Below are 23,484 nucleotides of genomic sequence, written 5' to 3'. Positions count from 1 at the left end.
GCTTCGTCAGCTCTGCGCCGGTTCGTCACATCGGAGCCTGTTCGAGGAGGCTCTCAGATGACGAACCGGCGGGACGTTGACCCACCGGCGTCCAGTCGGACGAGAGAAACTCGTTGCCCTCTTGCGCGGCGGCACCTAGCCTCACCGACACCATGGGCTTCACCCTCCGCGACTACGCCGACCTCGACGAGCCGTCCTGGCTCCGCTGCCGCGCCCTGTCTTTCCTCGGCTCGTCCTACTTCGACGACGTCAAGACGCACCGGACGGTCTTCGAGGGCGAGTCCCTGCAGCTGGTCGCGGTGACACCCAAGCCGGCGGGGATGACGACCCCGGGCCCCGAGGAGGTCGTCGGCATCCTCGACGTCGAGCTGTGGGAGGACGAGGGCTCATCGGTCGCCACCATCGACACCGTCGCCGTCCACCCCGACCACCAGCGCGCGGGCGTCGCCGGGGCGCTCCTGGACGAGGCACTGGACCGGCTGCGGGGGCGCGACCTCGCCTGGATCGACGCCTGGACGCGCGAGGACCCGGAGGCCACCTCCTGGTATGCCGCGCACGGCTTCGTCGCCGACGAGACCTACCTGCACGTCTACCGCGGCGGCGACGAGCAGCACGCGGACGCGCACGGCGAGGAGGGCTTCGAGGCGCCCTTCGACCTCGGCGCGCCGGTCAAGGGCTTCTTCCACGGGCCGGACGAAGACCCGCAGCCCTGGCGGGAGCGCTTCGCCCGGGTGCACCAGTGCCGCCGCTACCTGCGCCGCCTCGACGTGACCGCGTGGCCGGAGGACCCGCGGCTCGCCGCGCTCTACGACCTGGAGAACTCCGGCACGTGGGACCACGACTGGTTCCGCGCCCTCGCGGCACGCGTCGGTGCCCGCCGCGTCACCGACGTGGGATGCGGCACGGGGACGCTGACGATCGCGCTGGCGCGGGACGGGCACGAGGTCACCGGGCTGGAGCCCGCGCGGGCTGGCCTGGACGTCGCGCGGGCCAAGCCCGGCGCCGAGGCGGTCTCCTGGATCCACGGGTATGCCGACGCTCTCCTGGACGGGGCTGCCGACCTCGTCGTCATGACGGCGCACGTCACGCAGTACTTCACCACGGACGAGGGCTGGGACGAGGTGCTCGGGCACCTGCACCGGCACCTCGTGCCCGGAGGTCACATCGCCTTCGACTCCCGGAATCCGGCGGCACGCGCCTGGGAGCGGTGGACCCCTGAGGCGACGCGGACGGCATACCAGCATCCGGACGGTGGCGAGGTGACGGCGTGGGTGCAGGTCGAGCGGGTCGATGAGGTGCCCGGCGAGGTCAGCGGTGAGCCGCGGGGTCCGGTCGTCACGCACACCGGGCACACGGTCCTGCCGACGGCCCACCTCGCCTATCCCGAGAGCCTTCGCTTCCGCACCCGCGCCGAGCTGGAGGCCTCGCTCACCCGGGCCGGCTTCGAGGTGGTCGAGGTCACCGGTGACTGGGACGGCTCCCCCGCGACGCCCGACTCCCCCGAGCACCTGGTCCTCGCCCGGAGGACCTGACCCCTCTTCCCGCCGAGGGATCCCCGGTCCACCTCCGGCCCCCGACCTCCCCCGCGCCTCCCTGGGCCGCGCGGATCAGGACCCCGAGTCGCCGGGGGCATCCACCGCGCCGCCGTAACGCCGGTCGCGCGCGGCATACTGCTCGATCGCGCCCCACAGGTCGCGCCGGTCGTAGTCCGGCCAGAGCACGTCCTGGAAGACCATCTCGGCGTAGGCGCTCTGCCACAGCAGGAAGTTGGAGGTGCGCTGCTCGCCGGAGCTGCGCATGAAGAGGTCCACGTCGGGGACCTCGGGGTGGTAGAGGTAGCGGCCGATCGTGCGCTCGTCGATGCCGCGCGGCGAGAGCCTGCCGGCCTTGACCTCCTCGCCGATCCTGCGGACCGCGTCGCCGAGCTCGGCCCGCCCGCCGTAGTTGACGCAGAAGTTGAGCGTGATGACGTCGTTGTCGCGCGTCTGCCGCTCCGCCGACTCCAGCTCGGAGATGACCGAGCGCCACAGCCGCGGCCGTCGACCGGACCAGAGGACGCGCACCCCCCAGGAGTCGAGCTCCTCGCGGCGCCGGTGGATCACGGCGCGGTTGAAGCCCATGAGGAAGCGCACCTCGTCGGGGCTGCGGCGCCAGTTCTCGGTGGAGAAGGCGTAGGCGCTGATGCAGGTGACGCCGATCTCGATGGCCCCGGCGATGACGTCGAGCAGCGCGGCCTCCCCGGCCTCGTGCCCCTGGGTGCGCTTGAGGCCGCGCTGGTTGGCCCACCTCCCGTTGCCGTCCATGACGACCGCCACGTGCCGGGGCACCAGGTCGCGCGGGACGGGGGGCGGTGTCGCGCCCGACGGGTGCGGGAAGGGCCGCCGCGGCTCCCGCGTGCTCACGGGGTCCGCTCCAGGTGGCGCAGCGAGCGCACGCCGCGTTCCAGGTGCCACTGCAGGTATGCCGCGACCAGCCCGCTCGCCTCGCCCCGGTGCCTGCTCTGGCTGGCGTCGGCGACGGTCCAGTCGCTGGTGAACAGTGCCCCCAGCAGGGCGAGGGTCTCCGGTGCCGGGGCGGTGGACCCCGGTGGCCGGCAGACCGGGCACACGACCCCGCCCGAGGGCACGTGGAAGGCGCGGTGCGGACCGGTCATGCCGCAGCGGGCGCAGTCGGCGAAGCTGGCGCGCCACCCGGCGATCGCCAGCGCACGCAGCAGGTAGGAGTCGAGCACGAGGCGCGGGTCGTGCTCGCCCCCCGCGAGCGCGGCGAGCCCACCGGCGAGCAGCCGGAAGTGCTGCAGCGCGGGCGTGCCCTCCTCCGTCAGCTGCTCGCAGGTCTCGAGCATGACGCTGGCCGCGGTCCAGGAGGGGTAGTCGCGGGAGATCGTGTCGCCGTAGGGCGCCAGCCCGTCGGCCTGGGTGATGGTGTCGAGGCTGCGGCCCTCGTAGCACTGCACGTCGACGACCATCCCCGGCTCGAGCCGCGCGCCGAACTTGCTCGACGTGCGCCGGACGCCCTTGGCGACGGCACGGATGCGGCCCCGGGTGCGTCCGAGCAGGATGACGATCCGGTCGGCCTCGCCCAGCTTGTAGGTGCGCAGCACGATCGCGGCGTCACGGTAGGTGGGCATACCCCAGTGTCCCACCACGCCCCCGGCGGCGGTCGGCGCGGCACACCGCCCGATCCCTGGCGCAGATCGAACACGTGTTCCATACTGAGGTGATGATGCTGCAGGGTTCGCTGCTGGACCAGGTCGACGAGGTCGGCCTCCGCCCGCTGGAGGCGCTGCGGCGCACCCGGCTCGACCACGGCGCCTGGGTCGACGTCCGGCCCGGGTGGCTGACCGGCTCCGACGAGCTCTTCACCCGGCTCGCGCTCGGTGGTCCCGCGGGCGTGGAGTGGCACGGGGAGGAGCGCCAGATGTGGGACAAGCAAGTGACCACGCCACGGCTGCTGCGCTTCTACCGCGAGGGCGAGCGGCTCCCGGACCCGGTGCTGGAGCGGGCCCGGGTGGACCTCAGCACGAGGTATGCCGACGAGCTCGGCGAGCCCTTCGTCTCGGCAGGGATGTGCCTCTACCGCGACGGCCGCGACAGCGTGGCCTGGCACGGGGACCGGATCGGGCGCAGCAAGGACCAGGACACGATGGTCGCGATCGTCTCGCTGGGCGCACCCCGGGCGCTGCTCCTGCGGCCGCGGGGCGGCGGCGCCAGCATCCGGCACGTCCTCGGCCACGGCGACCTGCTCGTCATGGGCGGGTCGTGCCAGCGCACCTGGGACCACTGTGTGCCGAAGACGACCACCCCGGTGGGCCCTCGCATCAGCATCCAGTTCCGCCCCCGCGGGGTCCGCTGAGAGGTCTCAGGGAGCGGTGAGCAGGAGCTCACGCACCGCGGCGGCGTCGCGGGCCGCGACGGCACCGGCGGCGAGGTCCTGCAGCTCCCGCAGTGACACGGTCCGCAGCCGGGCCTTCACGGTGGGCACCGCGCTCGGCGAGGCGCTGAGCTCGCGCACCCCGAGGCCGACGAGCAACCCGGCGACGTCCGGGTCGCTGGCGAGCTCTCCGCAGACGCTGACGACGACGCCCTGGGGCGCACGGTCGCAGATGTAGCGCACGAGCTGGAGCAGCGCGGGGTCCAGCGCGTCCGACCACCTGCTCACTGCAGGGTTGCCGCGCTCCGCGGCGAGGGTGTACTGGCTCAGGTCGTTGGTGCCGATCGAGACGAAGTCCAGCCCCCGGGCGAGCCGCGTGAGCCGCACCGCGACCGCCGGGACCTCGACCATGATGCCGACCCCGAGCTGGTGCGGCGGGGCGGACAGACCGACGCGACGCGCGGCCTCCTGGAGCCGGGCCCGGGACCAGTCGACATCGTCGACCGAGGTGACCATGGGGAAGAGCACGTTGATCCGGTGGGTCCGCGCCACCCGGCACAGCGCCTCCAGCTGGTCCAGCAGGAGACCTGGGTCGTCACGGAAGGCGCGGATGCCCCGGACCCCGAGGAAGGGGTTGGCCTCCTCGGCGACGGGGATGAAGTCCAGCGGCTTGTCGCCGCCGACGTCCCACGTGCGCACGGTCACCGGGTGCGGTGCGAAGGCCTCCGCCATGGCGGTGTAGACCTCCACCTGCTGCTCGACGGTCGGCGCCCGGTGCCACTGGGCGAAGACGGCCTCGGTCCGCACCAGCCCCGACCCTTGCGCACCGAGCCCCGCTCCGAGGCGGGCGGTGGCCACCGATGAGACGTTGGCCTTCACTGCCACCCTGGCCCCGTCCCTGGTCAGGGCCGGCAGGTGGGCGTCGGCCAGGGCGCGCTCGCGCTCGCGGCGGCGCCGGTCCAGCATGTCGCCGAAGGCCGCCTGGACCTCGGCCGGCGGGTCGATCTCGAGCCGCCCGGAGCGCACGTCGAAGGCGATCATCGTGCCCGCTGTCACGGCCGCCCGGTCCCCCACCCCGGTGAGCACCGGGACGCCACGGGCCCGCGCGATGAGCACGCCGTGACCCAGCCCGCCCCCGCGTCGGGTCACCACCCCCTGGATCTCGGCCGCGTCCAGCGAGATGGCGAGTGCGGGATCCAGCTCGTCGACGACGAGGATCCCCTCGCCCAGCGACTCGGGCTCGGTGACCCCCAGCAGGAGACGCATCACGCGCTCCCCGATGCTCCGCACGTCCTGCGCCCGCTCCTGCAGGTAGGCGTCCGGCAGCCGCTCGAACCTGTCCGCCACGGCGTCGACCGCGTCCTGCCAGGCCAGCGCTGCCGGACGGCCCTCCCCGATGCGCCGGTCGGCGTCCGCGCTGAGCTCGGGGTCGCGCAGCAGGGTCGCGTGCGCGTCGAAGACTTCCGCCTGTCCCTGGCCCAGGTGCGCCTGGCGTGGCCCGCCAGCTCGCGCAGCCGGTCGAATGCCTCGTCCACGGCCTCGCCCAGCCGCCCCCGCTCCTCCGCGGGAGATCCCGTCTCCAGGTCCCGCGGCTCCGGCACGGTCTGGTCGAGCACGGCCGGCCCCATGGCCGCCTCCAGCCCGGACCCGGCCACCCCCGGCTCCTCGGAGACCGCCGGGGCGGGCGTCTCCACATCGGCCATCGGCTCGGCGGGTCCCGGCTCGTCCCCGAAGGCGGTACGGGCGAGGTCGGCGATCTGCGCGAGGATCTGCTCGGCCTGCTCTCCCGTGGCCTCGACGCGCAGCACGTGTCCTTGCTGTGCCCCGAGCGTCGCCACCCCGCTCAGGCTGAGCGCGTCGACCGGCCCGGTGCCGGTCGTCTGGTTGCGCACCCGCACCCGGGTCCCCGGCGACACGGCTCCGGCCGTCGTGACGAGCCGTGCGGCCGGGCGAGCGTGCAGCCCGTGCTCACCCGTCACCGACACCTCGATGCAGCCCCACTCGCAGGGGTCGTCCGCGGCCTCGCCCTGGGCGTCGCCCGGCGTCTGATCCGCCGCGCCGGGCTCGCGAGGTGGGTGCGCTTCGCGTCGAGACCTCGGACCGCCTCGGCGGCGCAGGCGTCGAGGTCCGCCCCGGTGCCGGCGGCGACCACGGCGGCGATGAGCCCCTCGACGAGCGGCGCGGCGCTGAGCCGCACCCGCTCGGCCACCTCGGGCTCGAGCATCTCGAGGGCCATCTCGCCGGACAGCACCGCGCTGCCGAGGTCGAGCAGGACGAGCACGCCCTCGCCGCCGCTCGCGGCGTCGGCACGGGTGACCGCCTCGGAGATGGCGAGGGCGTCGGTGCCGGTCGTGTCCTCGTCCAGCCCGGCGGCGACCTCGACGGCGGGCCCCTCGGCCGAGCTCATCTCCGCGGCGAGCGCCGCCGCCGCCCGCGCCAGGGGGCGGCTGTGCGAGACGACGACCAGCGAGATCATCGGGAGACGCTCACGACAGGGTCTGCGCGGCGGCCTCGATGAGCACGGTGGCGCTGGTGGCGCCGGGGTCCTGGTGTCCGGCGCTGCGTTCGCCGAGGTAGGAGGCGCGACCCTTGCGCGCGATCATCGGCTCGGTCGCGTCCCGGCCCTCTGCGGCGGCCCGGGCGGCCGCCTGCAGCGACTCCCCCAGCCCGGCGCCGGTGGCCGAGGTCTCGTCGAAGGCCTCCAGCGCGGGTGCCAGCGCGTCATACATGGTCTTGTCGCCCGCCTCGGCCTTGCCGCGCGCCACGATGCCCTCGACCCCGGCCCGCAGGGCCTGCCCGAACTCACGGGGACCGATGTCCTCGCTGGAGGCCAACGGCCCGGCGAGACGCAGGAAGAAGGTGCCGTAGAGCGGGCCGGAGGCGCCGCCGACGGTGCTCACGAGCGTCATGCCGACCTTCTTCAGGTAGGCGTCCACGCTCGTGAAGTCCTCCTGCTCGGCGAGCTGGGCACAGGCGCCGAAGCCGCGCCTCATGTTGCTGCCGTGGTCGGCGTCGCCGATGGCACGGTCGAGCTCGGTCAGGTCGTCGGCGCGCTCGTCGATGCCTGCGGCGCAGGCGGCGATCCACGCCTGGAATGAGTTCAGGTCAGCCATGTGCTCATCCTCCCCATCGCAGGCCGGGAGTGTCCACAGGAGCGTCCCACAGGCGCGTCATCTCCTCGTCGGCGCGCAGCAGCGTGACCGAGCACCCCGCCATCTCCAGCGAGGTGATGTAGTTGCCGACGAGCGACCGGGCCACCTCGATCCCCGCGTCGTCCAGGAGGCGCTGCACCTCGCCGTACATGAGGTAGAGCTCGAGCAGCGGGGTGCCGCCCATGCCGTTGACGAAGGCGATCACCTGCTCGCCACGCTCCAGCGACAGATCCGAGACCACCGGCTCGACCAGTCGTGCGGCGATGTCCCGGGCGGGCGCGAGCTTCTCCGTGGACCGACCCGGCTCGCCGTGGATCCCGATCCCGATCTCCATCTCGTCGTCGGCGAGCTCGAAGGTCGGCTTCCCCGCCGCGGGCACGGTGCAGGAGGTCAGCGCGATCCCCATGGAGCGTCCCTGCTCGTTGACCCGACGGGCCAGGGCGGCGCAGGACGCCAGGTCCTGCCCCTCCTCGGCAGCGGCCCCGACGATCTTCTCCAGCAGCACCGTCACGCCGACGCCGCGCCGCCCGGCGGTGTAGAGGCTGTCCTGCACGGCGACGTCGTCGTCGGTGACGACAGCCTCCACCTGGATGCCGGACTCGCCGGCCAGCTCGGCGGCCATCTCGAAGTTCATGACGTCGCCGGTGTAGTTCTTGACGACGTGCAGCACCCCGGCGCCGCCGTCGACGGCGGTCGTGGCGGCGAGGATCTGGTCGGGGACCGGCGACGTGAAGACCTCCCCGGCGCAGGCGGCGGAGAGCATGCCGCGACCGACGAAGCCGCCGTGCAGCGGCTCGTGGCCGGAGCCGCCGCCGGAGACGAGGGCGACCTTGCCGGAGACCGGCGCGTCGGCGCGGAGCACGAGCTTGTGGTCGAGGTCGACGCGCAGCTGGTCGGGGTGGGCGGCCGCCATCCCCGCCAGCGCCTCGACGACCACGTCGGCGGGGTCGTTCAGGAGCTTCTTCATAGGCGTCACTCTGCCACGGATCGTGACCAGGGGCGCAGGTATGCCGATGTCGCGTCCCGGGGTCGGCCGAGGTAGACGCCGCACCGCGCGGCGGATGCCGACCTGGGGCACGATGACGGCGTGAGCAGCGAGCAGCAGGGTCCGAGCACCGGGGCCAGCGAGTGGCAGGTCCTCTCCGGCCCGGGGGTGAGGTGGTGGCGCCTGCTGGCGGTTCTGCTCGTGGTGCTCGTGCTGACGCAGGTCGTCCTGGTGCTCCTCGCGGGACCGGGCCCCAGCAGGGTGGTGGGGCTGGTCGCCAACCTCCTGCTCGTCCTCCTCGCCCTGGCCCAGGTGCGTCCGCGGACCCGTGCGACGGCTGACGGCCTGCTCGTGCGCGGATACCTCACCCGAGAACGGCTTCTCCCGTGGTCGGACATCGAGAGCATCGACACCGAGGGTGGACGCTGGGCCACCGACGTCGCCGTCCGTCTCACCGACGGCAGCCGGGTCACGCTGCCCGCCGTGCCGCCCGAGCAGGGTGACGCCGTCCGTGCGGCGCGCCCGCCGCGGGCCACCCTCGCCCGCGAGGCCGACCCGACGGACCGGTGCTGATCGGTGGGCACCTCACACCGGGCACGCTGCGCGCGATGCGACAGCCTCGACTTCGAGCGCACCGCCGACGACCCCGGCGAGGGCCCTGTCGTGGAGGACCAGTGGCACGGCATGACCGTCCGGTTCACCTATCGCTGCACCGCCTGCGGTGAGCAGACCCGGCTCATCCCTTCGGGGCGGGACGAGCCCTACCCCACGCGGGGCTGAGCGCACGACTCACCCCGGTGCGAGCCCACCCCGGCTCAGAAGCCCAGCCGGTCCAGGGCCTTGGGGTCGCGCTGCCAGTCCTTGGCCACCTTGACGTGCAGGTCGAGGTTCACGCGGTGGCCGAGCAGGTCCTCGATGCCGCGCCGGGCCTCGGTGCCGACCTCTCGCAGCCGTGAGCCGCCACGGCCGATGATGATCGCCTTCTGGCTGGACCGCTCGACGAAGACGTTGACGCGCACGTCCGACAGCGGGGAGTCCGCCGGGCGGTCCTCGCGCGGCACGATCTCCTCGACCTGCACGGCCAGGCTGTGCGGGAGCTCGTCGCGCACCCCCTCGAGCGCGGCCTCCCGGACCAGCTCGGCGATCTGCACCACGGTCGTCTCGTCGGTGATCTGGTCGGCGGGGTAGAGCGGGGGCGAGACCGGCAGGTGGGCCGCGAGCAGGTCGGCAACCTCCTCGACCTGGTCGCCGCCGGTGGCCGAGCACGGGATGATCGCGTCCCAGTCGCCGAGACCGTCGATCGCGACGAGGTGCTCGGCCAGCCGGTCCCGGCTCACCGTGTCGGCCTTGGTCGCGATGGCGATCACGGGCACCTTCCGGACCCGGTGCAGGTCGGCGAGATCGCGCGCGATGAAGGTGTCGCCGGGTCCGACCCGCTGGTCGCTGGGCAGGCAGAACCCGATGACGTCCACCGACAGCAGGGTCTCGCGCACCAGGTCGTTGAGCCGCTGCCCCAGCAGCGAGCGCGGGCGGTGCAGGCCCGGGGTGTCGACGAGGATCAGCTGCGAGCTGTCGGTGGTGCGGATGCCGCGGATCGCGTGCCGCGTGGTCTGCGGCTTGGAGGAGGTGATCGCGACCTTGCTCCCGACGAGCGCGTTGGTCAGCGTCGACTTCCCGGCGTTGGGTCGGCCGACGAGCGAGGCGAAGCCCGCGCGGTATGCCGTCTGCTCAGCGGACACGGGTGCTCACCTCGTCGTCGTGGCGGTCTCTGTCGCGATCACGGTGTCGAGGGCGGTCGCGGTCGCGAGGACGGACGGCCTCTGCCTCGTGACCCTCGCCACGCCTGGTCGCAGCCGCGCGGTCGCTGCCGTCGTCCTCGTCGGCCTCATCGTCGTGGCCGTCGTCGATGGCCTCCGGCTCGGGAACCCGGCGGACCAGGACCGTCGCCACCCGCCGCCGACGACCGGCCATGCGCTCGGCGGTCAGCTCCAGACCGGCGAACTCGCCGACCGCACCCTGGATGGGCACCATCCCGATGGCGGTCGCGAGCAGCCCACCCACCGAGTCGACGTCCTCGGTCTCGATCTCGACGTCGAACATCTCGGCGAGGTCGTCCACCGGCAGGTTCGCCGGGACGCGGGTGCGGGTCGTCCCGTCCTCGTCGACGACCTCCTCCACCTCGACGCTGTCGCGGTCGTACTCGTCGGTGATCTCCCCCACGATCTCCTCGACGATGTCCTCGATGGTGATCAACCCTGCCGTGCCGCCGTACTCGTCGATGACCACGGCGACGTGCTGCCGGCCCTGCTGCATCTCCTTGAGCAGGTCGTCGACCCGCTTCATCTCCGGGATCCGCTGTACCGGCCGCATCACCTCGGTGACCGGCACGGCGTCCGCGGACGCGGCTCGGCTGTTGACCGCCCGCGCAACGTCCTTGAAGTAGAGCATCCCGAGCACGTCGTCGGTGTCCTCGCCGACCACGGGCACCCGGGAGAACCCGGAGCGCAGCAGCAGCGACATCGCCTGCCGCAGCACCTTCTCGGCCTTGATGGTCACGAGGTCCGGGCGCGGCACCATCACCTCGCGGGCGACGGTGTCGCCCAGCTCGAAGATCGAGTGGATCATCTCCCGCTCGTCGTCCTCGATGACCGAGGACTCCCCCGCCAGGTCGACGAGCTCGCGCAGCTCGGTCTCGGTCGCGAACGGCCCCTCGGTATACCCGCGTCCCGGCGTCACGGCGTTGCCGAAGACGACGAGCAGCTTGGCGACCGGGCCGAGGAAGAGGCGCAGCAGCCGGACCACCGGCGCGGCGACCAGGGCCACCGACTCGGTGTGCTGCCGGCCGAGGGTGCGCGGCGAGACGCCCACCACGACGAAGGTGAGCACCGACATGATCGCGATCGCGACGAGCGCGGTCTGCAGGTGGGAGTCGGTGAGCACGTCGACCGCCACCGTCACCATGACGGCGGTCGCCGCCTCGGCGGCCACCCGCACGAAGGCCGCGACGGCGAGGTAGGGGGCCGGGTCGGCGCTGATCCGCAGCAGCGCCCGCGCCCCCGAGCGCCCCTCGTCGAGGAGCTGCTCCACCCGGCGGAGGGTCACGCGCTGCAGGGCTGTCTCCCCCGCCGTGAGCAGGAAGGCGATCACGGTGGTCACCAGTGCCACCAGGACCAGCGTGGTCACGCCTGGCCCACCACGTCGTCGTCCGCCGCCCGGGTGGTGCGACCCCGGTGGGCCAGGAAGGTGAGCAGCAGGGTGCGCTGCAGGTCGAACATCTCGCGCCGCTCCGCCTCCTCGGCGTGGTCGAAGCCGAGCAGGTGCAGGATGCCGTGCGTGGTCAGCAGCAGCATCTCGTCACCCACGGCGTGCCCGGCCTGCGTCGCCTGCTTCCGGGCGACCGACGGGCAGAGCACCACGTCCCCCAGCACCCCGCCAGGCTCACCCTCGCCGTCGCCGTGGCTCGACCCGCGACCTCCCGGACGCAGCTCGTCCATAGGGAAGCTCATGACGTCGGTCGGGCCGGGCAGGTCCATCCACCGCTCGTGCAGGTTGGCCATCGTGTCCTCGTCGACGAGCGTGATGATCAGCTCCACGCGAGGGTTGACCCGCAGCTGGTCCAGGACGTGACGTCCGAGGTCGGCCAGCTCGCTCTCCGGGACCGGTGAGGGGATCTCCCCGGACTCGTTGAGGACCTCGATCATCCGCTGCCCTCTTCCGGCGCGGGTCCAGGACGGGGCGTAGCCCGTGCCTCGCGCCGGGAGCCGGCGCGGCGCGCCCGGTCGTCGAAGCGGCCGTAGGCGTCGACGATGTCGCTGACCAGCCGGTGCCGCACGACGTCCTGGCTGGTCAGGTGCGAGAAGTGGATGTCGTCGACGTCGGCCAGGATGTCCTGGACCACCCGCAACCCGGACCGGGTGCCGCCCGGGAGGTCGACCTGGGTGGTGTCACCGGTGACGACCATCTTGGAGCCGAAGCCCAGCCGGGTGAGGAACATCTTCATCTGCTCGGGCGAGGTGTTCTGCGCCTCGTCGAGGATGATGAAGGCGTCGTTGAGCGAGCGCCCCCGCATGTAGGCCAGCGGCGCGACCTCGATGGTCCCGGCCGCCATGAGCTTCGACATCGAGTCGCTGTCGACCATGTCGTGCAGCGCGTCGTAAAGCGGCCGCAGGTAGGGGTCGATCTTGTCGGTGAGGGTGCCGGGCAGGAAGCCCAGCCGCTCCCCCGCCTCGACCGCGGGGCGGGTGAGGATGATCCGGTTGACCTCCTTGGCCTGCAGCGCCGCCACGGCCTTGGCCATCGCGAGGTAGGTCTTGCCGGTGCCGGCCGGGCCGAGCCCGAAGACGATGGTGTGCGCGTCGATCGCCTCGACGTAGTGCTTCTGGTTGAGCGTCTTGGGCCGGATGGTCTTGCCCCGGTTGGACACGATGTTCATCGTCAGCACGTCGGCCGGCCGGTCCGAGGTCGCGGTGCGTAGCATACCGATGCTGCGCTCGACGGCGTCCCGGTTGAGCGGCTGCCCGCGCCCCACGATCGCGAGCAGCTCGTCGACGAGGCGCTCGACCAGCGCCAGCTCGGCGGAGTCGCCGGTGAGCCGGAACTCGTTGCCGCGCACGTGCACGTCGACCTTGGGGAAGGCGCGCTCGACGGTGCGCAGGAGCTCGTCGCGGGGACCGAGGAGGGTCACCATCGGGACCTCGTCGGGGATGACGACGGTATGCGTGGGCTGCGGTGCGGCGGTGGGATCGGTCTGCGTCATGAGGGATCCCAGTCTAGACGGCGGCACGGACAGGCGCCGGGTCCGCGGGACGGGCCCGCAGCGCGCTGCCCACCGAGAGCAGCCCGACGGCTACCGCGACGACCAGGGTGCCGACGAAGGCGGTGTGGGGGGCGGTGGCGTAGGAGACGCCGAAGACGACACCGGTGACCGCCAGGACGAAGGCACTGGTCAGCGCTTCTCCCACCTGCAACGAGGAGGAGTTGCGCCCGATCTCGGCCTCCGGCGACAGCCGCATCGTCAGCAGCGAGGTGGTCGGGTAGGCGATCCCCACCCCGAGCGTGGCGAGACCGTAGAGCGCGATGACCGCCCACCCGGGCCACGAGGCCGACACGGACACGGCCAGGAGCACCATGAGGACGGCATACAGCAGCGTGCCCGCGACCATGAGCCGGTAGCGGTCGCGGCCCGGGCCGACGCGCGCCTGGCCCCACGACCCGAACGCCCAGGTGCACGACGCGACGGCGAGCACGGCACCCGCCTGCGCCGGGCTGTAGCCGTGCTCGTCGCGCAGCATGAGCGGCAGGTAGGCCTCGGCCGCGATGAACGACCCGCCGAGGGCCGCGCGCACACCGACCACCGAGGGCAGCCCCCGCCGCAGCGAGAGCGTCCCCCGCGGCAGCAGGCGGCGGGCCGCCAGGACCAGCAGGACCAGGACGAGCGCGCCGACGGCATACTCCCAGCGACTGAGCCGGTCGCCGGCGAGGTTGAGCAGACCCACGCCGAGCGCGGCGACCACCGCCCAGCCGATGACGGAGCCGCGCAGGTAGCCCGCGTCGTCACCGGGGTAGGTGGCGCGCAGCGCCGGGCGGAGGACCCAGACCGACAGCAGGACCACGGGCACCACGCCGAGGAAGACCCACCGCCAGGACAGGTGCTCGACCAGGGTCCCGGTCAGCAGCGGACCGGCGAGACCGGGCAGGACCCAGGCCGCGGCGAGCAGGGAGAAGACCGCGGGGCGCAGGCCGTCCGGCACCCGCTGGGCGATGACGACGTAGATCGCCACCGAGGCCAGCCCACTGCCCAGGCCCTGCAGCGCCCGCCCGACGATGAGGACCTCCATCGTCGGCGCGAGCCCGGCCACGAGCAGCCCGGCGGCGAAGACCGCGGACCCGGCGACGACCACCGGCCGGGGCCCGGAGCGGTCGGACCACCAGCCCGCGAGGATCATCCCGACCACGCTGAGGGCGACGGTGGCGCCGAAGGCCATGTTGTAGAGGTGGTAGCCGTCGAGCGCATCCGCGACCGTCGGCATGGCGGCGCCGACGGCGATGTACTCCAGCGCGAACATCGCGATGAGCACGGTGGCGCCGACCGAGGCGCTGCGGATGCCCGGGGCGAAGACCGCCCCGCTGCGGGGAGCCGCCTCCCGCGTCGTCCTTGCGCTGCTGCTCACCGCCACCTGCCCGAGGCGCCGAGCACGGCGAGCGCCGCCGGGCCGGCGGTGGAGGTCCGCAGGACGGTCCGCCCCAGACGGACCGGTCGGGCACCGGCGTCGACCAGGTCGTCGAGCTCCTCGGGAGAGATCCCGCCCTCGGGCCCGACGACGAGCAGCAGGTCCCCGGAGTCCGGCAGGTCGACCGAGGCCAGCGGCTCGGTCGCCTCCTCGTGGAGCACCAGGGTCAGTGCGCTCCCCGCGACCCGGTCGAGCAGACCGGTGCGCCCGACAGGCTGGCCGAGCGCGGGCCGGCGCAGCCGTCGCGACTGCTTGGTCGCGCTCCCGAGTGCCTGGTCCCAGCGGCGCAACGACTTGGCGACGCGCTCCCCGCGCCACCGGACGACGCTGCGGTCGGCCTGCCACGGCACCACCTCGTCGACGTCGAGCTCGGTCGCGGCCTCGATCGCCTGCAGGTCGCGGTCGCCCTTGGCGAGCGCCTGGGCGAGCACCACGCGCAGTGCCGGCTCGGGCTCGTCCAACCGCTCCACGACCTCGAGCTGCAGCTCGGACCGCTCCGCACCCAGCACCCGGCAGCGCGCGCCCCGACCCCGGCCGTCGGACAGCAGCACCGTCTCCCCTGCGGTGATGCGCTGCACGGTCGCGGCGTGCCGCCCCTCGGTGCCCTGCAGCCGCGGTCGGTCCGTCCCGAGCTCCTCAGGGTCGACGAGGAAGAGCGGGTCGCTCACGCCTCACCGGCCCCGCAGGGCGTCCCACAGGCTGTGCTTGCGACCGGCGCCACCGCCGGAGCTGCCCATCCGGCCGGTCGGGCTCGACTCACCGCGGCTCTCGGCGAGCTGCGCGAGCAGCTCGCGCTGCCGGTCGTCCAGCTTGGTGGGCACCTTGACGTCCAGGTGGACGACCAGCTCGCCCCGCCCCTGGCCCCGCAGGTGGGTGACACCCTTGCCGTCCAGGGAGAGGGTGTGCCCCGGCTGCGTGCCCGGCCGCAGGTCCACCTCGACCGGCCCGTCCAAGGTCTCCACCGGCAGGGTCGCCCCCAGCGCGGCCGCCGTCATCGGCACCTCGAGCGTGCAGTGCAGGTCGTCGCCGCGCCGGGTGAAGACGTCGTGCGGCTCGACCGCGATCTCGACGTAGAGGTCGCCGGGCTCACCGCCGAAGGGACCCACCTCGCCCTCGCCGGCGAGCGCGATCCGGGTCCCGGAGTCGACGCCGCCGGGCACCTTGAGGGTGAGGTCGCGCCGGGTGCGGACCCGGCCCTCGCCGGAGCAGTCGAAGCAGGGGTGCTCGATGACGTCGCCGAAGCCGCGGCAGGCCTGGCACGGCCGCGAGGTCATCACCTGGCCGAGGAAGGATCGCTGCACCTGCTGGACCTCACCACGTCCGCTGCAGACGTCGCAGCTGCGGGTGCCGGTGCCGGGCTGGGCGCCGGCGCCGCTGCACGTGCTGCACACCACCGCGGTGTCGATCTGCAGGGTCTGCTCGCCACCGAAGACGGCGGTCTGCAGGTCCACGTCCAACCGGATCAGCGCGTCGTGCCCGCGCTGGGTGCGCGAGCGCGGCCCGCGGGCGCCGGCAGCGGTGCCCCCGAAGAAGGCATCCATGATGTCGCTGAAGGTGAAGCCCTGCCCGAAGCCACCGGTCGCGCCGCCGTAGGGGTCCTGCCCCCGGTCGTAGGACGCGCGCTTGGCCGGGTCGCCCAGCACGTCGTAGGCCTGGCTCACCCGCTTGAACTCCGCCTCCGCCTCGGGGCCGGGGTTGACGTCGGGGTGCAGCTGGCGGGCCTTCTTGCGGTAGGCCTTCTTGATCTCCTCGGCGCTGGCCTCGCGGGCCACCCCGAGATCGGCGTAATAGTCGTTCACGGCGTAGGACGTCCTTGCGGTCGTGGCGTTTGCGGTCTGGTCGGGTTCAACGATGGGCGAGGTCGGGGTATGCCGTGAGGTGGCTCACCCATCCAGGATGTCGGCGACGTAATGGGCGACGGCGCGGACGGTGGCCATCGCCTGCGGGTAGTCCATCCGCGTCGGTCCGACCACCCCGAGCCCGCCGGCGGTGCCGTAGGTGGTCGCGACGACGGAGGTCGTGCGCAACGGCTCGTAGGGGTTCTCGGCACCGATGGAGACGGCGACGGTGCTGGCGTCGTCGAGGCTCGCCATGCTCCCCATGAGCTTGAGCAGGACGACGTGCTCCTCCAGCGCCTCGAGGACCTGCGAGAGAGACGTGGGGAAGTCGCTGCCGACGCGCGCCAGGTTGCCGGTGCCCGCCATGGCGATGCGCTCCTCGGTCTGCTCGTCGGCGGCGTCGGCCAGCGCGTCGAGGACGACCTCGGCGAGCGCGCGGTCGGCGGGGGCCACCCGGGTGCCGGTCGTGGCCGTGCCGGCGGCGACCGTGCTGAGCCGCTCGCCCACCGTGAGCTCGTTGACGACGGCCCGCAGCTGCGCGACCACCTCGGGCTCGAGGGTGAGGTCACGCCCGACGTCGACCACCCGCTGCTCCACCCGCCCGGTGTTGACGATGAGGACGATCATGAGGCGGGTGCCACCCACCGGGACCAGCTCGACGTGCCGGACGGTGGAGCGGGACAGGCTGGGATACTGCATCACCGCGACCTGCTGGGTGAGGCTGGAGAGCAGGCGCGTGGTGCGGGAGACGACGTCGTCGAGGTCGACGGCGCCGTCGAGGAAACGGGCTATCGCGGTGCGCTCGGCCCGGGTCATCGGCTTGATCTGCTGCAGCCGGTCGACGAAGAGGCGGTAGCCGGCATCGGTGGGCACCCGGCCCGCGCTGGTGTGCGGGGCGGTGATGAGCCCCTCCTCCTCCAGCACGGCCATGTCGTTGCGCACCGTGGCGGCCGAGACGCCCAGCTGGTGCCGCTCCAGCAGGGACTTGGAGCCGACCGGCTCCGAGGTCCGCACGTAGTCCTGCACGATCGCGCGCAGCACGTCCAGCCGTCGGTCGTCGCTCACCGGTCTGCCTCCTCCCTGGGCACTCGTTGGCACTCGTCGGACAGGAGTGCCAGTCTACGGGAGCGGCGAGGGGAGGCATACCATGTCCGCCATGGACAGCGGAGTGCGCATCGAGACGGACAGCATGGGCGAGGTCGAGGTCGCCGCCGACCGCTACTGGGGGGCGCAGACGCAGCGCAGCATCCGCAACTTCCCCATCGGCCAGGACACCTTCGTCTGGGGGCGGCCGATCATCCAGGCGCTGGGGATCCTCAAGAAGGGCGCCGCCCAGGCCAACGCCGAGCTGGGCGAGCTGCCGCAGGACGTCGCCGACCTCGTCGTCCGGGCGGCCGACGAGGTCATCGCCGGGGACCTGGACGACCACTTCCCGCTCGTGGTCTTCCAGACAGGGTCGGGCACACAGAGCAACATGAACAGCAACGAGGTCATCTCCAACCGCGCCATCGAGCTGGCCGGCGGCGAGATGGGCAGCAAGACCCCGGTGCACCCCAACGATCACGTCAACCGCGGGCAGAGCAGCAACGACACCTTCCCCACCGCCATGCACATCGCGGTGCTGCTGGAGCTGCGGGACCGGCTCGAGCCGGGGGTCACGACGCTGCGCGACACGCTGGCGGCCAAGGCGGAGCAGTATGCCGACGTCGTCAAGGTCGGCCGCACCCACCTGCAGGACGCCACTCCCATCACGCTCGGCCAGGAGATCGGCGGCTGGGTCGCCCAGCTGGACTACGCCCTGGGCGAGGTCCGGCACGCCGGGGAGGGGCTGCGCGAGCTGGCGATCGGCGGCACGGCGGTCGGCACCGGGCTCAACGCCCACCCCGACTTCGGCGCGCTCGCCGCGCGGAAGATGGGCGAGGAGGCGGGCCTGGAGCTGCGCAGCGCGGACGACAAGTTCGCGGCGCTGTCCGCGCACGACGCGCTGGTGCAGACCTCGTCCTCGCTGCGGACCTCGCGGGGGCCCTCATGAAGATGGCCAACGACGTGCGGTGGCTGGCCTCCGGGCCGCGCAACGGCATCGGCGAGCTGCTCATCCCGGAGAACGAGCCGGGCAGCTCGATCATGCCGGGCAAGGTGAACCCCACCCAGTCCGAGGCCATGACGATGGTCGCGACGCGGGTCTTCGGCAACGACGCGACCGTCGGCTTCGCCGGCAGCCAGGGCAACTTCCAGCTCAACGTCTTCAAGCCGGTCATGGTGCACGCGGTGCTCGAGAGCATCCGGCTCATCGCGGACGCCTGCCTCGCCTTCGACGCCGGCTGCGCCCAGGGCATCGAGCCGCACACCGAGCGGATCGAGGCCAACCTGGCCAGCAACCTCATGCAGGTCACGGCGCTCAACCCGCACATCGGCTACGACAAGGCGGCCGCGATCGCCAAGTCGGCCCACAAGTCCGGGCAGACGCTGCGCGAGGCGGCCCTGGAGAGCGGCCACCTCACCGCCGAGGAGTTCGACGCCTGGGTCGTGCCGCTGGACATGACCCGACCTCGGCAGGTCTGACCCGTCCGACGCCGCGACCGACCGCGTCGAGGGCGCGCCTCACCGACCTCATCAGTCACACGCGTTACGGTCGTCCGTTGTGAACGACCGCTACGGCACCGATGTCCTGTCGACCGACTGGCGTGCCCCCCGGCGCGGCCGCGCCCAGGAGGTGAGCGCCGATCCGGGCCTCGTCGTCGAGGACGTCGACACCGGATGGTGCGGCGCCGTCGTCGGGGTCGAGAAGGTCGGGGGCATGCAGGTGGTCCACCTGGAGGACCGGCGTGGGCGGCGCAAGGGCTTCCCGCTCGGACCAGGCTTCCTCCTCGACGGCAGCCCCGTCGTGCTCACCGCGCCCGTCGACCAGCGGGCGAACGACCACCTGGCCGCCCGTCGTGAGACCGCGCGCCGCACCGCGAGCGGATCGGTGCGCGTCTCCGACCAGCCCGCCCGGGTCGCCACCGGTTCGCGTCTCTGGGTCGAGGGACGGCACGACGCCGAGCTGGTGGAGAAGGTCTGGGGTGACGACCTGCGGGTGGAGGGCGTGGTCGTCGAGATGCTGAACGGCGTCGACGACCTGGCGGCGGAGATCCGTGGCTTCGGCCCGACCCGGGACCAGCGGCTCGGCATACTCGTCGACCACCTCGTGCCCGGCACCAAGGAGACCCGCATCGTCCAGGAGGCGCAACGGGTCAGCCCCTGGGTGCGGATCCTCGGTCACCCCTACGTCGACGTCTGGCAGTCGGTGAAGCCGGCCCGGCTCGGGCTGGACGCCTGGCCGGTCATCGAGCGTGGTCGCTCGTGGAAGCACGGCATCCTCGCCGAGCTCGGCTGGCCGCACGCGTCGCAGGCGGACGTCGCCCAGGGGTGGAAGAGGATCCTGGGCACCGTGCGTTCCTACCGCGACCTGGAACCGACGCTGCTCGCCAGCGTCGAAGAGTTGATCGACTTCGTCACGGTTCCACCACCTCACGAGGAGTGAGCAGCATGACCCAGACACCACCTCCCCCGAGCAGCCAACCTTGGCAGGACCCCAGACAGGGCGACGGGCAGCAGAGCCAGCCGCAGCCGGGCACACCCTCGGGGCCGCCACCGGGCCCGCAGAGCTACGGCGGATCGACCGGGTACGGCAGGGAAGCACGAGGCCCCGCCCTCGAGGGCGACGAGCGCACCATGATGCTGCTCGCCCACCTGTCGGCCCCGCTGTCGATGCTGCTCAGCGTCGGCTGGGTGCCCTTCCTCGGGCCGTTGCTCATCTGGCTGTTCTACAAGGACAAGTCGGCTGCGGTGCGGACGGCCTCTGCCGGTGCCTTCAACTTCAACCTCACGCTGGCGATCATCAGCGTCGGGCTGTGGATCAGCGTCTTCCTGACGCTCTTCATCGGGCTCGTCTGGGCGATCCCCGGCTGGATCGCCCTCGTCGTCATCCAGCTCTGGTGCCACATCAAGGGCGCGTTGCGCGCCGCGGACGGGCGGGTCTACGACTACCCGTTCCAGCTGCGCCTGCTGAGCTGAGGCCCCACCAGCCACACCCCTCACCGCTGCTCGGCGTGTCCACCGCGACACGCCGAGGGGCGACGAATTCTCCGTCGCGACCTCTTGCGCGGGCGGGCCTCCAGGCGTAGACATGTCTGCACGCACTCCCCTCGGGGAGTGCGGGTCGCGAGACGGCCGAGGATTCGACCGCCCCTCGGGGCGGACCTCCCGGTGATGCGGGAGCAGAGCCTCTGGCCCCTTGCGCACCGCCAGCAGCATCACGGCTGGCCGTGGCCCGGTTCGCGAACTCATACTTCGCGAACCGGGCCACACCTCGTCCGGGGTGTTCAGGCCCTGCAGGCTCATACCCGGCAGGGTCTGCCCCCAGTGTCGGGGCAGCAGGTGTCGTGACAGGGGACCACCGTTGGCGTGTCGGTGAACTGCGCCGGACGGGCGAGGTCTATCTCGCGCGTGGCCGGAGCGGGGGCGGCCCCGGGGTCCAGGGCACGACGATCTCCTGCTCGACGGCGCGGACGGCCAGCCCCCTGGCCCGGGTATGCCCGTCCGCCACCATCGCGTCCTCGATGGCCCTCGCCACCTTCTCCGGCTGGGGACTGCCCAGGAGCCACCACGCGTAGCCGGAACCGCGTCGGCCGTCCCGCGACGGGTTGGTCGCCGTGTCGAGGCCGTTCACAGCCAGCGAGCGGTAGGCCAAGGGGCCGGTGCCGATCCGGTAGTGCGGGCTGACCTGCGGCATCCCCCGGTGCCGCGAGATCAGCTGCCCTCGGCGCAGCAGGCGCACGCGCCCGGGGTCGACGCTCGACCAGGGGACGACATACCTCGCGCTGCGCGTGGGACCGTAGCCCAGCACCAGACCGTGCTCGCACACCCGGTGCCGTTCGAGGATCCCCGGCAGCGCCAGCGCTGAGCAGAGCAGCAGCATGAGGAACAGCACGAAGAACCGGAACCAGAGCGGGTCGTCCGGGACGGCCCACCACTGCCAGGCCACCACCCCGACCGTGATCAGGGTCATCACTGCCGACGAGATCGGTCCGGGCCAGCAGCGGAAGGTCCGCAGCACCCGACCCATGTCCGTCCCGCGCAGCGGGCCGGGGCACTCACTCACCGGCGCTGCCCAGGGAGGACGACGACGGGCTGCGCTGCGGCGTCGGGAGGAGGCGGTGGACCACGGTGTCGGCCAGCAGCCGCCCGCGCAGGGTCAGCACGACCCTCCCCTGCACCGCCGACCGACCGTCGACCAGCCCGTCGGCGACCAGCCCGGCCACCGCGGCACGACCCGACTGCTCGAGGGCGCCCAGCGGCAGCCCGTCGGCCAGCCGGACCCCCAGCAGGACGCGCTCGGCATACCGCTGCTCGTCGTCGAGGACCTCGCGCTCGTGCACCGGGCTGAGACCCCGACCCAGCCGGTCGGCGTAGGCGCGCGGGTGCTTGACGTTCCACCAGCGGACCCCGCCGACGTGGCTGTGCGCACCGGGCCCGACCCCCCACCAGTCCGCGCCGTTCCAGTAGGCCACGTTGTGCCGGCACCGGTGCTCGGGCGAGCGCGCCCAGTTGGAGATCTCGTACCACCCGTAGCCCGCGGCCGCGAGCAGCTCGTCGGCCAGCTCGTACTTGTCCGCCTCGTCGTCGTCCTCCGGCGCCGGGACCTCGCCGCGACGCACCTGTCCGTGCAGCCGGGTGCCCGGCTCCACGACCAGGGCGTAGGCCGAGACGTGGTCCGGCTCCAGGGCCACCGCCTCCTCCAGGCTCGTGCGCCAGTCCCCGAGCGACTCGCCCGGGGTGCCGTAGATGAGGTCGAGGCTGACCTGGAGCCCGGCCCCGCGGACGGCGGTGACCGCCCGCGCCACACCGGCCGGGTCGTGGGTCCGGTCGAGGGTCTGCAGCACGTGCGGGACGGCCGACTGCATCCCCAGGCTGACCCGGGTGTAGCCGTGCGCCGCGAGCTGCTCGGCGACCTGCGGGGTGATCGTGTCCGGGTTGGCCTCCGTGGTCACCTCGGCGTCGGGCGCCAACCCCCACCGGTCCCGGACCCCCGTGACCAGCGAGCCCAGGGCGACCGGGGACAGCATGGTCGGCGTGCCGCCCCCGACGAAGACCGTCTGCACCGGCCCGGGGCCGCCGGGTGCCAGCACCCGGGCGGCCACGTCGAGCTCGCCGTGAGCCGCCGCCAGGTAGCCCTCCGGCGCCGCACCGTCGTCGAGCTCGGGAAGCGTGTAGGTGTTGAAGTCGCAGTAGCCGCAGCGGACCCGGCAGAACGGCACGTGCAGGTAGACCGAGAAGGGACGGCCGGGCATACCCTCCAGCGCGGACGGCGGCAGCGAGCCGTCCTCGGGCGCGGCCTCGCCCGGGGGGAAGGTGGAGGGCATACCGGCGATTCTCCCACCCGTGAACTTCGTCGACGCCGGTCCCGGGTCGTCCACCTGCACGTCACCGGCGCGCGCTAGGGTCAGAGGGTGCAGCAGCGCCTCCGCGAGTACATCGACACCCTGCGGGTGCAGGGGTACACCGTCCGGGACGACCAGGGGTCGGACCCGGACCTCATCACGCCTGACGGCAGTGCGGTCGACACCTGGCGCGAGGACTACCCCTACAGCGAGCGGATGACCCGGGACTACTACGAGGTCGAGAAGTGGCTGCTGCAGGTGGAGCTGCTGAAGTTCCAGTACTGGGCCAAGGACCACGGCAGCCGGCACGTCCTGATCTTCGAGGGACGCGACGCCGCCGGGAAGGGCGGCTCGATCAAGCGCTTCACCGAGCACCTCAACCCTCGCGGCGCCCGGGTGGTCGCGCTCAACAAGCCGACCGAGGTCGAAGCCGGGCAGTGGTACTTCCAGCGCTACATCCAGCACCTGCCGACCGCCGGTGAGATGGTGCTCTTCGACCGGTCCTGGTACAACCGCGCCGGGGTCGAGCGGGTCATGGGCTTCTGCTCGAGCGCGGAGTACGACCGGTTCATGATCCAGGCTCCGCTCTTCGAGCAGATGCTCGTCGAGGCCGGGGTGTCGATCACGAAGTTCTGGTTCTCGGTCACCCAGACCGAGCAGCGCACCCGCTTCGCGATCCGGCAGCTGGACCCGGTGCGGCAGTGGAAGCTGTCGCCCATGGACCTGGAGAGCCTGGACCGGTGGGAGGCCTACACCGAGGCCAAGGAGGAGATGTTCCGGCGCACGGACACCGACTGGGCGCCCTGGGTGACGATCAAGAGCAACGACAAGAAGCGCGCCCGCATCAACGCCATGCGCCACTTCCTGTCCCAGTTCGAATACGAGGGCAAGGACCACGACGTCGTCCTCCGGCCCGACCCTCGGCTGGTCAAGCGGGCCCGGGACAGCGCCGGCGACTGATCATCAGCTGAGCTGACGGCGGGA

The 23,484-nt window shown here is 72.7% G+C and carries 23 protein-coding genes and 2 pseudogenes; 8 read left to right on the top strand and 17 right to left on the bottom strand.

All coding sequences use genetic code 11. From position 1 onward, the window contains the following. The first annotated feature begins 152 nt into the window (after window positions 1-152). Window positions 153-1,532: a GNAT family N-acetyltransferase gene (locus tag BJF80_RS19425; protein WP_202817239.1), complete on the top strand. Its 1,380-nt coding sequence runs from the start codon at window positions 153-155 to the stop codon at window positions 1,530-1,532. 75 nt (window positions 1,533-1,607) lie between these two features. On the opposite strand, the gene BJF80_RS16330 is transcribed toward BJF80_RS19425, so the two are convergent. Together BJF80_RS16330 and recO are read right to left on the bottom strand one after the other, a co-directional pair. Beyond that, window positions 1,608-2,402 carry an isoprenyl transferase gene (locus BJF80_RS16330; RefSeq protein ID WP_075815191.1) on the bottom strand — a complete coding sequence of 265 codons (795 nt, stop codon included), beginning with the start codon at window positions 2,400-2,402 and terminating at the stop codon, window positions 1,608-1,610. Next, window positions 2,399-3,130: a DNA repair protein RecO gene (gene recO, locus BJF80_RS16325; RefSeq protein ID WP_022925618.1), complete on the bottom strand. Its 732-nt coding sequence runs from the start codon at window positions 3,128-3,130 to the stop codon at window positions 2,399-2,401. Before recO ends, BJF80_RS16330 begins: the two co-directional genes overlap by 4 nt. A gap of 92 nt (window positions 3,131-3,222) precedes the next feature. Between recO and BJF80_RS16320 the strand changes: the two genes are divergently transcribed. Then, on the top strand, window positions 3,223-3,855 hold the full coding sequence (locus BJF80_RS16320) for an alpha-ketoglutarate-dependent dioxygenase AlkB (protein ID WP_075815189.1): 633 nt from the start codon (window positions 3,223-3,225) through the stop codon (window positions 3,853-3,855). Window positions 3,856-3,861: 6 nt separating this feature from the next. Here BJF80_RS16320 and ptsP read toward each other — a convergent pair whose 3' ends face one another. The 5 genes and pseudogenes from ptsP to dhaK form a co-directional block, all read right to left on the bottom strand. Then, entirely contained in the window at window positions 3,862-5,310 is a 1,449-nt protein-coding gene (gene ptsP, locus BJF80_RS17990; protein ID WP_237767677.1) for a phosphoenolpyruvate--protein phosphotransferase, read from the bottom strand. A gap of 365 nt (window positions 5,311-5,675) precedes the next feature. Further along, window positions 5,676-5,852, bottom strand: a pseudogene (locus tag BJF80_RS20570) (HPr family phosphocarrier protein); the annotation flags it as partial. Further along, window positions 5,849-6,349, bottom strand: a complete 501-nt coding sequence (dhaM, locus tag BJF80_RS17980) for a dihydroxyacetone kinase phosphoryl donor subunit DhaM (protein ID WP_083673758.1) — start codon at window positions 6,347-6,349, stop codon at window positions 5,849-5,851. The gene dhaM and the pseudogene BJF80_RS20570, both read right to left, overlap by 4 nt. Window positions 6,350-6,359: 10 nt before the next feature. Next, window positions 6,360-6,986: a dihydroxyacetone kinase subunit DhaL gene (gene dhaL, locus BJF80_RS16310; protein ID WP_075815187.1), complete on the bottom strand. Its 627-nt coding sequence runs from the start codon at window positions 6,984-6,986 to the stop codon at window positions 6,360-6,362. Between the two features lie 4 nt (window positions 6,987-6,990). Continuing rightward, entirely contained in the window at window positions 6,991-7,992 is a 1,002-nt protein-coding gene (gene dhaK, locus BJF80_RS16305; RefSeq protein ID WP_022925622.1) for a dihydroxyacetone kinase subunit DhaK, read from the bottom strand. Between the two features lie 120 nt (window positions 7,993-8,112). Between dhaK and BJF80_RS16300 the strand changes: the two genes are divergently transcribed. After that, window positions 8,113-8,583: a PH domain-containing protein gene (locus tag BJF80_RS16300; RefSeq protein ID WP_075815185.1), complete on the top strand. Its 471-nt coding sequence runs from the start codon at window positions 8,113-8,115 to the stop codon at window positions 8,581-8,583. Window positions 8,584-8,586: 3 nt separating this feature from the next. Continuing rightward, window positions 8,587-8,790, top strand: coding sequence for a hypothetical protein (locus BJF80_RS16295; protein WP_075815183.1), 204 nt, complete (start codon window positions 8,587-8,589; stop codon window positions 8,788-8,790). Between the two features lie 35 nt (window positions 8,791-8,825). Here BJF80_RS16295 and era read toward each other — a convergent pair whose 3' ends face one another. The 8 genes from era to hrcA form a co-directional block, all read right to left on the bottom strand. After that, entirely contained in the window at window positions 8,826-9,749 is a 924-nt protein-coding gene (gene era, locus BJF80_RS16290; RefSeq protein WP_075815181.1) for a GTPase Era, read from the bottom strand. Then, entirely contained in the window at window positions 9,739-11,193 is a 1,455-nt protein-coding gene (locus BJF80_RS16285; protein WP_075815179.1) for a hemolysin family protein, read from the bottom strand. The genes era and BJF80_RS16285 overlap by 11 nt, the downstream gene beginning before the upstream one ends. Beyond that, window positions 11,190-11,711 carry an rRNA maturation RNase YbeY gene (gene ybeY / locus BJF80_RS16280; protein ID WP_075815177.1) on the bottom strand — a complete coding sequence of 174 codons (522 nt, stop codon included), beginning with the start codon at window positions 11,709-11,711 and terminating at the stop codon, window positions 11,190-11,192. Before ybeY ends, BJF80_RS16285 begins: the two co-directional genes overlap by 4 nt. After that, on the bottom strand, window positions 11,708-12,766 hold the full coding sequence (locus tag BJF80_RS16275; RefSeq protein WP_075815175.1) for a PhoH family protein: 1,059 nt from the start codon (window positions 12,764-12,766) through the stop codon (window positions 11,708-11,710). The genes ybeY and BJF80_RS16275 overlap by 4 nt, the downstream gene beginning before the upstream one ends. A gap of 13 nt (window positions 12,767-12,779) precedes the next feature. Continuing rightward, window positions 12,780-14,180 (bottom strand): MFS transporter, encoded by a 1,401-nt coding sequence (locus BJF80_RS16270; RefSeq protein WP_075815173.1) that lies wholly within the window; start codon window positions 14,178-14,180, stop codon window positions 12,780-12,782. Continuing rightward, window positions 14,177-14,908, bottom strand: coding sequence for a 16S rRNA (uracil(1498)-N(3))-methyltransferase (locus BJF80_RS16265; RefSeq protein WP_075815171.1), 732 nt, complete (start codon window positions 14,906-14,908; stop codon window positions 14,177-14,179). Before BJF80_RS16265 ends, BJF80_RS16270 begins: the two co-directional genes overlap by 4 nt. 3 nt (window positions 14,909-14,911) lie before the next feature. Further along, complete coding sequence (gene dnaJ / locus BJF80_RS16260) at window positions 14,912-16,039, bottom strand: molecular chaperone DnaJ (protein WP_075815169.1); 1,128 nt, start codon at window positions 16,037-16,039, stop codon at window positions 14,912-14,914. Between the two features lie 84 nt (window positions 16,040-16,123). After that, on the bottom strand, window positions 16,124-17,143 hold the full coding sequence (gene hrcA / locus BJF80_RS16255) for a heat-inducible transcriptional repressor HrcA (RefSeq protein ID WP_075815167.1): 1,020 nt from the start codon (window positions 17,141-17,143) through the stop codon (window positions 16,124-16,126). Window positions 17,144-17,234: 91 nt separating this feature from the next. On the opposite strand from hrcA, the pseudogene fumC reads away from it, so the two are divergent. From fumC to BJF80_RS16240, 3 genes and pseudogenes are all read left to right on the top strand, one after another. Then, window positions 17,235-18,640, top strand: a pseudogene (fumC, locus tag BJF80_RS16250) (class II fumarate hydratase). 79 nt (window positions 18,641-18,719) lie between these two features. Continuing rightward, the gene (locus tag BJF80_RS16245) at window positions 18,720-19,601 is read left to right on the top strand and encodes a DUF3097 domain-containing protein (protein ID WP_075815165.1); all 882 of its coding nucleotides are present in this window, start codon (window positions 18,720-18,722) and stop codon (window positions 19,599-19,601) included. Between the two features lie 191 nt (window positions 19,602-19,792). Next, window positions 19,793-20,134 carry a DUF4870 domain-containing protein gene (locus BJF80_RS16240; protein ID WP_075815163.1) on the top strand — a complete coding sequence of 114 codons (342 nt, stop codon included), beginning with the start codon at window positions 19,793-19,795 and terminating at the stop codon, window positions 20,132-20,134. Window positions 20,135-20,555: 421 nt separating this feature from the next. On the opposite strand, the gene BJF80_RS16235 is transcribed toward BJF80_RS16240, so the two are convergent. Next, window positions 20,556-21,221, bottom strand: coding sequence for a hypothetical protein (locus BJF80_RS16235; protein ID WP_143554161.1), 666 nt, complete (start codon window positions 21,219-21,221; stop codon window positions 20,556-20,558). Further along, window positions 21,214-22,482 carry a radical SAM family heme chaperone HemW gene (gene hemW, locus BJF80_RS16230; protein ID WP_075815159.1) on the bottom strand — a complete coding sequence of 423 codons (1,269 nt, stop codon included), beginning with the start codon at window positions 22,480-22,482 and terminating at the stop codon, window positions 21,214-21,216. The genes BJF80_RS16235 and hemW overlap by 8 nt, the downstream gene beginning before the upstream one ends. Before the next feature lie 87 nt (window positions 22,483-22,569). Here hemW and ppk2 point away from each other — a divergent pair, with 87 nt between their 5' ends. Further along, window positions 22,570-23,460 carry a polyphosphate kinase 2 gene (ppk2, locus tag BJF80_RS16225; protein ID WP_022925637.1) on the top strand — a complete coding sequence of 297 codons (891 nt, stop codon included), beginning with the start codon at window positions 22,570-22,572 and terminating at the stop codon, window positions 23,458-23,460. The last annotated feature ends 24 nt before the right edge of the window (window positions 23,461-23,484 follow it).

It is taken from the genome of Serinicoccus sp. CUA-874, from assembly GCF_001942225.1.
In the GTDB taxonomy this organism is placed as follows: Bacteria; Actinomycetota; Actinomycetes; order Actinomycetales; family Dermatophilaceae; genus Ornithinicoccus; species Ornithinicoccus marinus.
This window is presented reverse-complemented; position numbering and strand designations above follow the sequence as displayed.

What these genes read in the sequence shown, in the direction of transcription:
- BJF80_RS19425 (WP_202817239.1), top strand. Translation starts at nt 153, where the DNA reads ATGGGCTTCACCCTCCGCGACTACGCCGACCTCGACGAGCCGTCCTGG.
- recO (WP_022925618.1), bottom strand. Translation starts at nt 3,130, where the DNA reads ATGCCCACCTACCGTGACGCCGCGATCGTGCTGCGCACCTACAAGCTG.
- BJF80_RS16320 (WP_075815189.1), top strand. Translation starts at nt 3,223, where the DNA reads ATGATGCTGCAGGGTTCGCTGCTGGACCAGGTCGACGAGGTCGGCCTC.
- dhaM (WP_083673758.1), bottom strand. Translation starts at nt 6,349, where the DNA reads ATGATCTCGCTGGTCGTCGTCTCGCACAGCCGCCCCCTGGCGCGGGCG.
- dhaL (WP_075815187.1), bottom strand. Translation starts at nt 6,986, where the DNA reads ATGGCTGACCTGAACTCATTCCAGGCGTGGATCGCCGCCTGCGCCGCA.
- dhaK (WP_022925622.1), bottom strand. Translation starts at nt 7,992, where the DNA reads ATGAAGAAGCTCCTGAACGACCCCGCCGACGTGGTCGTCGAGGCGCTG.
- ybeY (WP_075815177.1), bottom strand. Translation starts at nt 11,711, where the DNA reads ATGATCGAGGTCCTCAACGAGTCCGGGGAGATCCCCTCACCGGTCCCG.
- BJF80_RS16275 (WP_075815175.1), bottom strand. Translation starts at nt 12,766, where the DNA reads ATGACGCAGACCGATCCCACCGCCGCACCGCAGCCCACGCATACCGTC.
- BJF80_RS16240 (WP_075815163.1), top strand. Translation starts at nt 19,793, where the DNA reads ATGATGCTGCTCGCCCACCTGTCGGCCCCGCTGTCGATGCTGCTCAGC.
- hemW (WP_075815159.1), bottom strand. Translation starts at nt 22,482, where the DNA reads ATGCCCTCCACCTTCCCCCCGGGCGAGGCCGCGCCCGAGGACGGCTCG.